Below are 13,128 nucleotides of genomic sequence, written 5' to 3'. Positions count from 1 at the left end.
CACGCAGAACGAAGGCCGGTCACCCGAAGGGGTGGCCGGCCTTCGGCGTCGCGGGGTCAGCTCCGGTTCAACAGGCCGAGCATCGAGTAGGCGGCGACCTTGGCGCCGAAGGGGATGGCCGACAGGTCCACCAGGTAGTTCGGGTTGTGCGGAGCGAACGGGAACGGCTCGCCCTGCGCCTGGGCCGCCGCGAAGGTCTCATGGTTCGCGATGCCGACCAGGAGGTAGTTGAACGGCATCTCCGGGTACGGGCCCTTCAGCAGCTGGACGTCCTCCGAACCGGTGGCTCGCGGCATGTCAGTGACGATCTGCTGGTCGCCGAGGACCGCCGCGAGCGTTCGGGCCATGCGTTCGGACAACTCGAGGTCGTTCACCAGCGGACTCGACCCGCCCTTCAGGGTGATCTCCGGCAGCTTGTCCTCGGGCATCCCGTACGTCCTGGCGATCCCGTCGGCGACCGACTCGACCGCTGACAGCATGATCTCCCGGACCGCGGGGTCGTACCAGCGCAGATTCGCCTTGAGCAGGGCCTGTGTGGGGATCACGTTGTTGTCGGAGCCGGCGTGGACGGCGCCGACGGTGAGCACGGCGGTCTGCTGCGGATCGATCATCCGCGACACGATGGTCTGGAACTCCACGATGGCCATCGCGGCCATCAGCACCGGGTCCTTCGCCTTCTGCGGCATGGAGCCGTGGCCTCCGACACCGTGGAAGAGGATGTCGAGCTGATCGGTGCCCGCGAGCCGCGGACCCGGAGACGAGACGACCACCCCCACCGGGGCGGGCGCGGTGTGCATGCCGATGAACACGTCCGGTTTGGGGATGAAGTTGTACAGACCGTCGTCCACCATCGCCTTGGCTCCGGTGATCGGCTCCTCTGCGGGTTGACCGATCAGGACCAGGGTCCCGGACCAGCGGTCCTTGAGTTCGATCAGTGCGTGCGCCATCCCCAGCATCCAGGTGACGTGCGCGTCGTGGCCGCAGACGTGGGCCACCGGCACCTCGGTGCCGTCCTCGCGCGTGACCCGCTTCTCACTCGCGTACTCGACGCCCGTCTCCTCCTGCACCGCCAGTGCGTCCATATCGGCGCGGTACATCACCACCGGACCGTCGCCGTTGCGGTAGATGGCGGCCACCCCCGTGGTACCGATCCCGGTCGTGATGTCGAAGCCGAGGTTCTGCAGGGCCAGCTCGATGATGCGGGCGGTCCGGACTTCGGCGAATCCGAGTTCGGGATCGCGGTGGATGTCCTTGAACGTCTCCACCAGCCGGTCGGTGTCGGCGTCGATGATCCGGTCCACGTCGGCGACGAGGTCTGCGGGGAGGGAATCGGTCAGCGGCTCGCCGTCGTGGGCGTCTGGGAGAGTGCTCACATCCGCCATGTTAGACAGCGTGCCGAGCCTCGGCTGAGCATAATGAGACTTCATGACCGACCAGCAGACCCGGGTCCCCGGCGCCCCCAGTCCGTTCCCCGTGCTCCCCAATCTGCGTGATCTCGGCGGATGGGTCGGAGTCGACGGGCGGCCGGTCCGCCACGGAATGCTGTTCCGGTCCACCGATTTCCGGACCATCGTTCACGACTCCTCGGCGGTCGCCGAGATCGCCGCGACTCTCGGCCTCCGCACCGTCTACGATCTGCGGTCGGCCGGCGAGACCGAAGCGATGCCGGACCCGGTGTGGGCCGACGTCGCCGAAGTGCACCTGGACGTCCTGGCCGATGCGCAGACCGCCGTACCCGCCAACCTGGCGACCGTCCTGACCGATCCGGCGGGTGTCGCCGAGATCAATCGGGTGCTCGAGAGCGGCGGCGCCATCTCGACGATGGCGGGCACGTATCGCCAGATGATCACCCTCGACAGCGCGAAGACCGGTTACCGCCGCTTCTACGAGGGGCTCCTCGGCGAGGACCGATCGCCGGCCTTGTTCCACTGCACCACCGGCAAGGACCGCACCGGCTGGGCCTCGGCGTCCTTCCTGTCGCTGATGGGCGTCGCCCGCGACGACGTCTTCAGCGACTATCTGCTCACCAACGACCGTCTGGTTCCGGCCCTGGCCCCGGTGTTCGAGAAGTTCACGGCTGCGGGCGGCGACGCGGATGCGCTGAGGCAGGTCCTGGGTGTGCGGCCGGAGTATCTCGCGGCGGCGTTCGACGAGGTGGATCGGGTTCACGGCGGCATGGAGGCGTATTTCGCCGAGGCTCTCGGAATCGACTCCGCCGCGCAGTCCGAACTGCGAGAGCGGTTCCTCGAGGCCTGAGGCTGTGAGATCGCCGGAGCCGGACTCGCCGCGGGCCGCGATGGTTCGGTGCGCGGCCGACCTCATCGCCCGCCACGGAGTCGCGGGTACCTCGATCGGCGACGTACTGGCAGCTGCCGACGCCGCCCGCGGATCGGTCTACTACCACTTTCCGGGCGGTCGCGCTCAGCTGATGGCCGAGGCCGTCTACTTCGCGGGCGAGGTACTCGGGGCGGAGCTGAATCGCGCCCGTAGGCGGCCGCTTCCCGACGCGGTGGCCGCCGTCGCCGGCATCTGGCGCCGGAGGCTGATCGAAACCGACTTCGAGGTCGGCTGCCCGGTGGCGGCGGGTGCGCAGGCACGCGAGCGCGACCCCGAGGCGGCCCAGGCCGGCGAAGAGGTCTTTCTGCAGTGGACGCATCTGCTGGCGGCCCGGTTCCGTGAGGAGGGCTTCGACGACCGGCGCGCGGACGAACTCGCCGATGCGGTCCTGTCGGGCATCGAAGGCGCGGTGGTTCTGTGCCGAGCGCGGCGCAGCGTCGAGCCGCTCGACCGCGTCGTGCTCACGCTGAACGAGCTGGTTCGACGCCCCGTTCCCGAAACCGTGACCGATGCGGAACCGCGCTGAGGAGAGTGAAGATTCCGGCGGCGGCCGGGTCCATCGTCACCGGCTGGGGTAGGTTCTGTCCATGGCTGTCTCTGCATCAACAGAATTCGACCTCAAGGCCCCGCTCGCGCTGGTGATGGAGGTGCTGCTCGACGTCGAGTCCCTGCCGGAGTGGTCGGGCCCGCACAAGTCGGCGAAGATCCTCACCGAGGACGCCGACGGGCGGCCCGCTCGCGTGGAGGTCTCGGTGAGTGCGGTCGGCATGACCGACAACCAGACCCTCGACTACTCCTGGACCGACAACACCTGCACCTGGGATCTGGTCGAGAGCGATCAGCTCAGCGAGCAGCACGGCGTCTACACGCTCACCGAGAACGGCGATACGACGCACGTGAAGTTCGACCTCACCGTCGACCTGAAGATCAAGCTCCCCGGACTCATCGTCAAGCGAGCCCAGAAGATGGCGGTCGACACCGCCAAGAAGGGACTCACCGAGGAGGTCAAGCGCCGCAGCTGAGCGCGACTCGGACTCGAGACGCTCACAGTAGACGCGAACTTCGACGACAGAACCCCCGTCCCGGACGGGGGTTCTGTCGTCTCGCGTCGCGCCTGCGGGTGGGGCGACCACGGCCCGATGCCACGGCAGGAATCAGTCCGGTCACGATCGGCTGTGAGGAACCTGGAATCGCGAAACTCGCGAGTAGGGTGGCGGCTGCATCGTGCGCCGGTGAGCGGCCGCACAGTCGCGTCTTGTTGAGAGGGACAGTCATGCGAATCGGGTCGTTGTTCTTTCGTGTCGTGTTCGGGATCGCCGCCGTCGCCGCGGCGTTCGGACTGACGTCGTTGCTGGGCGGTGGTCACGCCGCGGCGTCGACCAACTGCACCGCGAACGACAACCAGCGCGTCGAGCGCGCCAACGGCCAGAGTCATTGCATCGCGAACGCCGGTCCGGGCAGCCGCGCCTCGGCGCAGGACACCACAAACAACGGTGCGGCGCTCGCCGTCGCGACGACCGGAGGGACGGCGACGGCGCAGAACAACGGCGTCAATTCGTCGGCGCTCGCGAGCGGCATCCACCGGGGCAACGGTTACGCGTACACGATGGGCCCGTACTCCACGTCGGTGGCGCAGGGCCGCAGCGGCGGTACCACGGTCGCGGTGTCCGGAGCGGCGGGCGGAGCGTTCGCCACCGGCGACGGCGTCGCGTGCCTGGGCAGCATGGCCGCCACCTACGACACGACCACCGGTCGGGGCTGCTTCCGGTGGGGCGAATTGTACGTGCACTGAGACGAAGTCGGCCGATCCGGCTTATGCTTCGCGAATGACGGTAGTGCGGATCGGTTCCTTCACTCTCCCTTCCTCTCTGCTCAGGCCCGCGCGGGCGGATGATCCGTCGGCGGCGCGGCCGTGACCGCCTCGACGGACTCCCGGCCGGGACCGGTGCGCCGTCTGCAGGCCCTCTGGGGCGGACTGTCGGCGCGCGACCGCCTGTCACTCGGCGGTATGACCGCGGTGGTGGTGCTCCTGCACGTGGTGGGCATCGGTATGCTCGTGGGTCTGGCGGCGCCCGAGCACTTCCAACTCGGGGGTGCCCACACCGAGTTCACCGTCGGCGTGGGCATGCTGGCGTACACCTTCGGCCTCCGGCACGCCTTCGACGCCGATCACATCGCCGCGGTCGACAACGCCACCCGGAAACTGCTGGCGGACGACGCCGATCGCCAGGCCGACGGACTGCCCGCCCGGCCGAAGCCCCTCTCGGTCGGGTTCTGGTTCTCGCTGGGGCACTCGACCATCGTCTTCGAGCTGACGGTCCTGCTGGCGGTGGGCGTTCGGGCACTCGCCGGGCAGATCGAGGACGATTCGTCGACCCTGCATTCGATCACCGGTGTGATCGGGGCGTCGGTGTCGGGAGTGTTCCTGTGAATCCTCGGGGCGGCCAACCTCGTGGTGCTCATCGGCATCGTCAGAGTGTTTCGCGAGATGCGGCGCGGTGAGTTCGACGAGGAGGCACTGGAGGAGCAGCTCAACAAGCGCGGCTTCATGAACCGACTGCTCGGCGGGCTGGCGAAGTCGGTGCGCAAGCCGTGGCACATCTATCCCGTCGGCGTGCTGTTCGGTCTCGGCTTCGACACCGCCACCGAGGTGGGCCTGCTGGTGCTCGCGGGCGGTGCGGCGGCGTTCTACCTGCCGTTCTACGCGATCCTCGTGCTGCCGATCCTGTTCGCCGCCGGGATGTGCCTGATGGACACCGCTGACGGGGTGTTCATGAACGCGGCATACGGCTGGGCCTTCGCACGGCCGGTGCGGAAGGTCTACTACAACATCACGATCACCTCGATCTCCGTGGCGGCGGCTCTCGGGATCGGCACGGTGGAATTGGCCGGGGTGCTCGCCGACGAGACTCACGTCGAGTCCGGGCCGCTGGCGTGGGTCGCCGGAATCGACTTGGACTACGCGGGATTCGTGATCGTCGGGGTGTTCGTCGCCGCATGGGCCGCGGCACTGGCGATCTGGCATTTCGGCGATATCGAGAACCGCTGGAAGCAGGAGGTCCGCAGTGAGTGACGTCGAGACGCGGACGGACGCTCCGGCCGAACCTTTCGGGTCGCCGCGCGACGCGGCGGCCACCGCACTCAACGGGATCGGTCAGATCTACTTCCAGCCGAACGTGTGGTGCGGTCTGCTGATCCTGGCGGGATTCGCGGTCGCGGACTGGGGAATGGCGCTGCTGGGCGTCATCGGGCTGGCGGCTTCGACCGCCGCGGGGGTCGCCCTGCGCGACCGCTTCCCCGGGTCGCCCGACGGTTCGGCGCTGCGCGCCGGAATGCACGGCTTCTGCGGGATTCTCGTGGGTGCGGCGGCCTTCACCATGCTCGGAGCGGGCTGGGCCGGTGTGATCGCCACGGTGGTCGGCGGATTGCTTTGCGGTCCGATCACCGTCGCCTTCGTCGCGCTGTTCGCCGCCCGCGGATTCGCGCAGTTCGCGCTGCCCGCGACGACGGCGCCGTTCTGCCTGGTGGCCGAGGCCGTCCACTACGCCACCGAGCCGCTGCAGGAGCCCGCGGGCGCGCTGGCGGAGATCGACGGCAACCGCTTCGAGGTCGCCGTGCACGCGATCCTCAGCGGGATCTCGCAGGTGGTTCTGATCGACGATCCGATCTCCGGTCTGCTGATCCTCGTCGGCCTGACCGTCGCGGGCTGGCGGGTGGGTCTGGCGGCGCTCCTGGGCAGCGCGCTGGCCGCCGGTTTCGCCGTCGCGATCGGATCCTCGCCGCTGCGCGACTATCACGGACTCGACGGCTACTCGTCGGTGCTGGTCGCGATCGCGATGGCGTGCGTGTTCCTCTCTGGACGGTGGATGCCGTGGGTGATGGCGGTGATCGGAGCACTGCTGGCGGTCTTGCTCGAGCGGCTCATGCTCGGAACCCAGGTGCCGCTCTTCACGTGGCCGTACGTCCTGATCACCTGGATCCTGCTGGTGATCGTCCGCTTCGTGCCGGGTGTGCACCGCGCGCCGGGCTGACCCCGACACGCTGCTGGTGCCGGAGCCGCCGAACCGGGCTAATCTGACGGACGTGGATGGAATCACCGGCGACAGCAACCCCGTTCAGCACGTGGGACCCGACCTCAGCCTGGTCTCCGGGCGCGAGGCTCTGCAGCACCTCGTGGACCTGCGGAACACCGCCGGGTTCGCCGTCGTCGACGATGACGACGACGATCCCATCCTGCTGACGCTCCCGACCCGGAACGTGGTGGACACCTGGCGCGAGGACTACCCGTACGACGAGCGGATGAGCCGCCGCGAGTACGAGGTCACCAAACGCCGTCTGCAGATCGAACTGCTGAAGCTGCAGAAGTGGACCAAGCAGACCGGGCAGCGGCATCTGCTCGTTTTCGAGGGGCGCGACGCGGCGGGCAAGGGCGGCACCATCAAGCGGTTCAACGAGCACCTCAATCCCCGCGGTGCCAGGACCGTCGCCCTGGAGAAGCCCACCGAGCGCGAAGCCACCGAGTGGTATTTCCAGCGGTACGTCCAGCATCTGCCCGCAGCCGGAGAGATGGTCTTCTTCGACCGCTCCTGGTACAACCGGGCCGGCGTGGAGCGGGTGATGAACTTCTGCACCGACGCGCAGTACGCGCAGTTCATGCAGCAGGCGCCCGCGTTCGAGAAGATGCTGGTCGACGATGGCATCCACCTGGTGAAGTTCTGGTTCTCGGTGACGCCGCTGGAACAGCGGACCCGGTTCGCGATCCGGCAGATCGACCCGGTGCGCCAGTGGAAGCTCTCGCCGATGGATCTGGCGTCGCTCGATCGCTGGGACTCGTACACCGAGGCCAAGGAGCAGATGTTCGCCGACACCGACACCGATTTCGCGCCATGGACCGTCGTGAAGAGCAACGACAAGAAGCGGGCCCGCATCAACGCCATGCGGTACGTGCTGAGTCTGCACGAGTACGACGGCAAGGACGAGGCGCTGGTGGGAGTCCCCGATCCGGCGATCGTGGGCCGCGCGCGCGATGTGATCGGTGAATGACCCCGGCCTCGTCGGCTTGGCAGTCCGCCGCGATCACCCGGTAGCCTCGGCACCGTGCGAAGCGTAGTTTCCGGCCTGTTCACCGTGGTCGCGATGATCTGCATGATCGTCGCGGTGCCGAGCATGTGGCTGTCACAGAGAGTCGTGTCGTCGGACGGGTTCACCTCTTCGGCGGCGGAAGCCGCGCACAGTTCCGAAGTGCAGGACTACTTCGCCCAGAAGGTCGCGGCGTCGGTGGAGGAGAACACCGGATCCAAGGTCGCGAGCGACCTGGTACTGCCCGCCGCGAAGAACTACGCGCGCAGCGACGGCTTCGTCGAGGACTTCTCCGAGGTCGCGAGGCAGCAGCACAGTTGGCTCTTCACTGCTCCGGCACCGGACGCCGACCTGCACATTATGGAACTCGACATCAGTCCGATGATCAATCGGGTGATCGCGTCGGCCCCCATCCCGGTGCCCGTGTCCATCGGTCATCCGGTGATCGTGACGATCGATCAGAGCCAGATCACGGCGGGGTCGCTCGAAGACAGCGGAAAGATCATCGACGTCGTGTCGTGGGTGACGGTGATCGGCGCCGTGATCGCGGCGGTCATCGCACTGCTCGTGGCCAACCGCCGCAGCACCGTCCTCGCGTGGCTCGGCGTCGGTGCGGTCCTGGCGGGCGTGGCCGGCTGGGGGCTGGCGGCATTCACCAAGCACATCGTGAGCGAGCGGCTGGCCGACACCGAGCAGGCCGCGCGCTCCACCATCGAGGTGGTGGTCGGGGTGATCGCCGATCACCTCACGACGGTGTCGTTGTTCGTCGGGGTCGCCGGCGCGGTGGTGGCGGTCGTGGGCGTCATCGCGCGCGTCGCGGCGGGACGACGCTACGCGTAGCGGTACCGGGGTCGGTCCGGCGGTTTCGACTCGCTCCGCTCGCTCAACCAGCGGAAAGGCGAGCCCGTGTCAGTCGAGTCGAGCCAGCCGCATCCCTTCCATGGGGTTGAGCGGGTCGTGTTTTGTTATTTCAGGCTTGTTGAGCGAGCGGAGCGAGTCGAAACCCCCGACCCCCCATCACGATCGCGGTCGCACGCCCATGAGTTGCGCGAGCTGAGTGGCGAGGGGGTTGAGGTTCAACTTGTCCGGGTCCTTCTTGGCCGTGTGATCCCACGGTTGCGCGTAGGCGGGATCGGCGAGTGCAGCGTTGTTCGCGCCGCGGACCGCCGTCGGGCTGCCGGTCGGCACCGTGCAGTGCACATCGGTGTTGAACGGGAAGTCGTCGTAGCGCTGGTCGAAATCCGGGTTCTTGCGCTTGATCTCAGCGATCATCTTCGCGGTGCTCTCGTAGCCGCGCGTGCACGACGGCGGGTTCCCCGTTTCGAGCACGATTCCGAATCGGATCGAACCGTCGGGCGAGGCCGCCGTATGGCTGCCCGCCGACAGTGCCGAGAGCACCCAGAACGTCGGCTCGGCGGCATAGGACGCCGGAGCGATCGCGTGGACCGTCCCGCCGAGCCGGCCGATCAGTTCGGTGGCCTCGTCGCCGGTCTCGTCGAGGAGACGGGAGAGCGCCGACGCAGCGCGCGGACCGTCGGTGAGGATCCGGCGGACCGCCGGATCCGATGACGCCAGCGTCGCGGTGACCGCGTCGAGATTCTTCGACCAGCGCAGAATCTCGTCGGACTGCTCGTTCTGGGTCGCCAGAACCGAGTCGGCGGAGGTGATGAGCCCGATCGTCTCGTCGAGGCTCTCGACGCCCTCCTTCGACAGACGGTCGAGGGAGTCGACGAGCCGGCTCATGTCGTCTCCGCGGCCGTTGAACGCCGCGCCCAGTTCGGTGACGGTTCTGCGCAGCGCATCGACGGGGATCGTGTCGGTCAGGTCGATGGCCGACCGCACCACTTCGTCGAGCCGAGGCGGCAGCCGGTTCTCGTCGATCACCGAGCCGTCGCGCAGGTACGGTCCCGCGTCGGAGGGCGGCTGCAGATCCAGGAACTGTTCTCCGATCGCCGATCGGTCGGAGACGACGGCGACCGCCGAGGCCGGAACCTTCGCCTCGCTCGAGTCGAGGGCCAGAGTGACGTCGATCCCGCCCGGGACGAGCGACATCTTCTGCACCCGGCCGATCTCGACGCCGCGGTAGGTGACCTGCGCTTGCTCGAACAGTCCGCCGGAGTCGGGCATGCGCACGGTCACGTGGTACACCCCGACGCCTGCCGCCTGATCGAGGCGCGCGTATCGGATGCCGCCGTAGACCGACGCCACCAATCCGATCAGCAGCACGACGATCAACTGGGTGCGCACGAGACGACTGAGCGGCGGCATGCAGTCCCTTTCCGGTCGGGCGAGTTCGAACGCCCGTGATTCATCCAGGAGCGTAGGAATTGACGGCAGAAGAATGCCGACGATCTGCGATGACGTCGTGACCGTCGGTGCTTGCTGATGTTAAACGCAGGGGTCGGAAGCGAGGCAAGCCCGGTATGTCGGGAGTGGGGCGGGTAACAGTGGTGATTCGGAGTGAGGCGGCGGGAGGAGAGGGCAGGGGGCGGGGTGTGTCACGGTGGGTGGGCATGCGGGTGCGGATGGTTTCGACTCGCTGCGCTCGCTCAACCAGCGGGCGGGAAGCTCGCTCGGTCGGCGGGGGAGAGGTTCGGTCAGCCGGCGGGCGGAGGCTCGACCGCCGGACGCTGCGACGAACCGTCCTTCACCTCGAAGACGAATCTGTCCGGGTCGAAGCGGAGCCGGCCTCGGTCGAAGGCGGCGGAGACGGCGCCGGAGGAGGCCACGTCGAGCGGGGTGCCGGTGTGCATCACGCCGCCGGGGGCGAGGAGCCAGATCGCGTCCGAGAGGCGCATCGCCAGCTCCAGTTCATGGGACGACACCAGGACGGTGAGACGCTGCTCGCGGGCCAGCGTGCTCAGCAGATCCAAGAACTCGACGCGCGACGGTGCGTCCAGGTGCGAGGTCGGCTCGTCGAGCACGAGGAGTTCCGGATCCTGCGCGAGGGCGCGGGCGGCGAGGACGCGCTGCGCCTCGCCGTCGGACAGGTCGTGGAAGGGGCGGTCGGCCAGCGCCGCAGCGCGAACGGCCTCCAGCGCCCAGTCGACGCGCAGGCGATCATGGGCGCCGAGCCGGCCGGTGGCGCCCAGGTAGGGAGTCCGGCCCAGCTCCACCACTTCTCGCGCGGTGAGCCGGCCCGGGTCGACGATCTGGGTCCCGACGGTCGCGATCCGGCGAGCCAGCCGGGCCGGCCTCATGCGTGTGACGTCGGTGCCGTCGGCGAGGAGAGCCGATCCCGACAGTGGTCGCTCCAGACCGCAGACGGTCCGCAGCAGTGTCGACTTTCCGGCGCCGTTCGGACCGATCAGCGTCGTCAACCGGCCCACCTGCGCCTCGGCGGTCAGATCGGAGGCGATGGTGACCGGCCGTCGGCCCCGGTAGCCGATGGTCAGCCCGGCGAGGGTGAGACCGGCCGTCATACCGCACCGCCGTTTCCACGACCGCGCAGCAGAACGGTGATGACCACCGGCGCGCCGATCAGAGCGGTGACCGCGTTGAGGGGCAGCGAACTGTCCTTACCCGGCAGATCTGCGACGATGCCGCACCAGATCGCGAGCAGCGCTCCCACGAGGACGCATCCGGGCAGAATCACCCGATGATTCGAGGTGCGGAACACTCCGCGCGCGAGATGCGGAATCACGAGACCGAGGAATCCGACGGGTCCGCAATACGCGGTGACCACACCGGTGAGAACCGCGGCCGACAGCAGCGTGACGGTGCGGGTGAGACGCAGGTCGACGCCCATCGACCGCGCGTACTCCTCGCCGAGCAGCAGGGCGTTGAGCGCTCGCATCGAGGTCGACGACAGCAGGACGGCACCGAGGATCACCGGTGCGGCGACGCGCAGGTCGGACCACGACGTCGCGGAGAAGGTCCCCAGGCCCCAGATCATGTACTTCTGGACCGAGTCGGGATCGGCGTAGACGATGAGGACTGCGACGAGCGAGCCGGTGACGGCACCGATCATCACGCCGATCAGCAGCAGGGTCACCGCGCTGCGGACCCAGACAGCGAACAGCAGGATCAGTCCCAGCACCGCCGCGGCACCGAAGGCGGCGGCCACCACGCTTCCCGCTCGTCCCCAGCCCGCGAGGCCGCCGGCGAAGGTCGCGGCGCCGGTGACTCCGCCGCCCAGTGCGACCAGCGCCACGCCCAGGCTGGCGCCGGAGTTGGCGCCGAGCACATAGGGATCGGCGAGGGGGTTCCGGAACAGGGTCTGCATCTGCAGCCCGGCCACTCCGAGCGCGGCGCCGACCAGCGCGGCGGTCGCGATCCGCGGCAGCCGCACCTCGCGCAGAATGAAGTCGCTCCCCGCGTCGAGCGCGTGACCGCCGGTCAGTACCCGGAGCGTCTCCGCGGGCGGGATCGCGACCGATCCGACCGCGGCGGCCACCAGCAGCGACGCGAGGAGTGCGACGGCGAGTCCGACCCAGACCCCGGATCGGGCGCGTGGTCGCCGGGCGGCCGCCGAGGTCCGGACCGGTGTCATCGCTGCGGCAGATGGATGTAGAACTCGAAGGCATGGCCCGGGAAGAGATCCGGGTGCGCAATTGCGGCGATGTCCGCCAACACGAGGTCCGGGCGCAGCACACCCGTCTCCCAGTAGTCGTTGCCGCCACCGGAATTGACGGCCTTGGTGCTGTTCCACGCTTGTTTCGCCGGACCGGCGAAGGCGCGGTACCGCGGATCCTGCTTGTCGAGATCGGCCACAGAGTTCACCGTCGGGTCGCTCAGCAGCCACACGGCGGAATCACGGGCGCGGGCGATGACCGATTCGATCGACAACTGCAGGCTGCCCGCGGCGCGATCGTCGATCCACGGATAGGTGGCGCCGGCGTCGGCGACGAGCTTGCCGAAGTAGCTGCCCCCGGAGGGCATGGTCCACGAGCCGTTGGCGATCGAGCCGAGCAGGACCGGCGTCTTCGGTACTCCCGACAGCCGGTCGGCGACGCTGCGGTACTGGGACTTGATGCTCTGGTAGACGCTCGAGGCCTGCTTCTCGGTGCCGGTGAGGGCGGCGAAGAACTTGAGCCATTCGGCGCGGCCGAGTGGGCTCTCCTCCAGCCAGTCGGCGTCGGCGAGGACGGGAACGCCCGCGTCGCGGATCTTGCCGAAGGCCGGACTGTCGTTGCCGTCGGTCACGAGCACGTCCGGGCGTCCGGCGATCACCTTCTCAGCGTTGACGGCGCCGGCGTCGGTGAACTGCTGCACCTTCCCTGCGTCGATCCGCTCGACGATCTCGGGAGTGGAGACGAAGCCGGTGGTCGCGACCCCGGTCACCGCATCGGCCGCGCCGAGAGCGGCGAGTCCCGGCAGATGCGTCGTCGAGCCCGCGTAGACGGTACGCACGGGAACCTCGACCTGAGGCGCGTCCGCGAGTTCTCCGGTCAGCTTCGGGGCGGGGGCGCCGCATCGCACCAGAACGTACGACGCCGGCGGCGCTCCCTGCGCCGGATGCGCCACGGTAACGACCTGGTACGAGCGGTGATACTCGATGGTCAGGCCGGTGGCGTCCTCGATCGTCGACTTCTCCGGGAAGTAGTCCTTCGACGGGTCGAAGTCGGTGATGCAGTCGCGGGCGGCTCCCGCGGAGTGGGGCGCCGGCGACGAGCAAGCGCTCGCACCGAGCGGAATGAGGACGGCGATGCTCGCGAGCAGGGCGCCGATGCGTGGTGATCGCACGTGCAGACCTCCCTCGGGGAGGCTCCG

Annotated in this window: 12 protein-coding genes and 1 pseudogene; 8 read left to right on the top strand and 5 right to left on the bottom strand. The window is 68.6% G+C overall.

The window, feature by feature from the left end; translation table 11 throughout:
• Positions 1-56: 56 nt before the first annotated feature.
• Complete coding sequence (locus ABFX36_RS12835) at positions 57-1,382, bottom strand: amidohydrolase (protein WP_278125974.1); 1,326 nt, start codon at positions 1,380-1,382, stop codon at positions 57-59.
• A gap of 43 nt (positions 1,383-1,425) precedes the next feature.
• Here ABFX36_RS12835 and ABFX36_RS12830 point away from each other — a divergent pair, with 43 nt between their 5' ends.
• From ABFX36_RS12830 to ABFX36_RS12795, 8 genes and pseudogenes are all read left to right on the top strand, one after another.
• On the top strand, positions 1,426-2,256 hold the full coding sequence (locus ABFX36_RS12830; RefSeq protein ID WP_278125976.1) for a tyrosine-protein phosphatase: 831 nt from the start codon (positions 1,426-1,428) through the stop codon (positions 2,254-2,256).
• Between the two features lie 4 nt (positions 2,257-2,260).
• A complete protein-coding gene (locus ABFX36_RS12825) occupies positions 2,261-2,863 on the top strand; it encodes a TetR/AcrR family transcriptional regulator (protein WP_341337452.1) in 603 nt (200 codons plus the stop codon).
• 61 nt (positions 2,864-2,924) lie between these two features.
• Positions 2,925-3,359, top strand: coding sequence for an SRPBCC family protein (locus tag ABFX36_RS12820; RefSeq protein ID WP_006896945.1), 435 nt, complete (start codon positions 2,925-2,927; stop codon positions 3,357-3,359).
• Between the two features lie 266 nt (positions 3,360-3,625).
• A complete protein-coding gene (locus tag ABFX36_RS12815) occupies positions 3,626-4,129 on the top strand; it encodes a DUF6764 family protein (protein ID WP_231650280.1) in 504 nt (167 codons plus the stop codon).
• Between the two features lie 216 nt (positions 4,130-4,345).
• Positions 4,346-5,410, top strand: a pseudogene (gene nicT / locus ABFX36_RS12810) (Nickel transporter NicT).
• Entirely contained in the window at positions 5,403-6,368 is a 966-nt protein-coding gene (locus ABFX36_RS12805; protein ID WP_006896941.1) for an urea transporter, read from the top strand. Before nicT ends, ABFX36_RS12805 begins: the two are co-directional and overlap by 8 nt.
• 61 nt (positions 6,369-6,429) lie before the next feature.
• Positions 6,430-7,380, top strand: a complete 951-nt coding sequence (ppk2, locus tag ABFX36_RS12800) for a polyphosphate kinase 2 (RefSeq protein WP_039867673.1) — start codon at positions 6,430-6,432, stop codon at positions 7,378-7,380.
• 54 nt (positions 7,381-7,434) lie between these two features.
• Complete coding sequence (locus ABFX36_RS12795; protein WP_006896939.1) at positions 7,435-8,256, top strand: hypothetical protein; 822 nt, start codon at positions 7,435-7,437, stop codon at positions 8,254-8,256.
• Between the two features lie 177 nt (positions 8,257-8,433).
• Here the strand turns inward: ABFX36_RS12795 and ABFX36_RS12790 are convergent, their stop codons facing one another.
• The 4 genes from ABFX36_RS12790 to ABFX36_RS12775 all read right to left on the bottom strand — a co-directional run bounded on the left by ABFX36_RS12790 (position 8,434) and on the right by ABFX36_RS12775 (position 13,101).
• A complete protein-coding gene (locus ABFX36_RS12790) occupies positions 8,434-9,684 on the bottom strand; it encodes an MCE family protein (protein WP_222110938.1) in 1,251 nt (416 codons plus the stop codon).
• A 329-nt stretch (positions 9,685-10,013) separates the two neighbouring features.
• Positions 10,014-10,838 carry an ABC transporter ATP-binding protein gene (locus tag ABFX36_RS12785; RefSeq protein WP_222110939.1) on the bottom strand — a complete coding sequence of 275 codons (825 nt, stop codon included), beginning with the start codon at positions 10,836-10,838 and terminating at the stop codon, positions 10,014-10,016.
• A complete protein-coding gene (locus ABFX36_RS12780) occupies positions 10,835-11,908 on the bottom strand; it encodes a FecCD family ABC transporter permease (RefSeq protein WP_006894174.1) in 1,074 nt (357 codons plus the stop codon). Before ABFX36_RS12780 ends, ABFX36_RS12785 begins: the two co-directional genes overlap by 4 nt.
• Positions 11,905-13,101 carry an ABC transporter substrate-binding protein gene (locus tag ABFX36_RS12775; protein WP_222110940.1) on the bottom strand — a complete coding sequence of 399 codons (1,197 nt, stop codon included), beginning with the start codon at positions 13,099-13,101 and terminating at the stop codon, positions 11,905-11,907. The genes ABFX36_RS12780 and ABFX36_RS12775 overlap by 4 nt, the downstream gene beginning before the upstream one ends.
• Positions 13,102-13,128: the final 27 nt, after the last annotated feature.

Origin of the sequence: Gordonia cholesterolivorans (genome assembly GCF_039531975.1) — a bacterium.
Taxonomy (GTDB): domain Bacteria; phylum Actinomycetota; class Actinomycetes; order Mycobacteriales; family Mycobacteriaceae; genus Gordonia; species Gordonia sihwensis.
Note: the sequence above shows the minus strand (reverse complement) of the source record. Positions and strands in the feature narration are given on the sequence as shown.

Coding starts and splice junctions, on each gene's coding strand:
- ABFX36_RS12830 (WP_278125976.1), top strand. CDS start 1,426: ATGACCGACCAGCAGACCCGGGTCCCCGGCGCCCCCAGTCCGTTCCCC.
- ABFX36_RS12785 (WP_222110939.1), bottom strand. CDS start 10,838: ATGACGGCCGGTCTCACCCTCGCCGGGCTGACCATCGGCTACCGGGGC.
- ABFX36_RS12835 (WP_278125974.1), bottom strand. CDS start 1,382: ATGGCGGATGTGAGCACTCTCCCAGACGCCCACGACGGCGAGCCGCTG.
- ABFX36_RS12820 (WP_006896945.1), top strand. CDS start 2,925: ATGGCTGTCTCTGCATCAACAGAATTCGACCTCAAGGCCCCGCTCGCG.
- ABFX36_RS12780 (WP_006894174.1), bottom strand. CDS start 11,908: ATGACACCGGTCCGGACCTCGGCGGCCGCCCGGCGACCACGCGCCCGA.
- ABFX36_RS12790 (WP_222110938.1), bottom strand. CDS start 9,684: ATGCCGCCGCTCAGTCGTCTCGTGCGCACCCAGTTGATCGTCGTGCTG.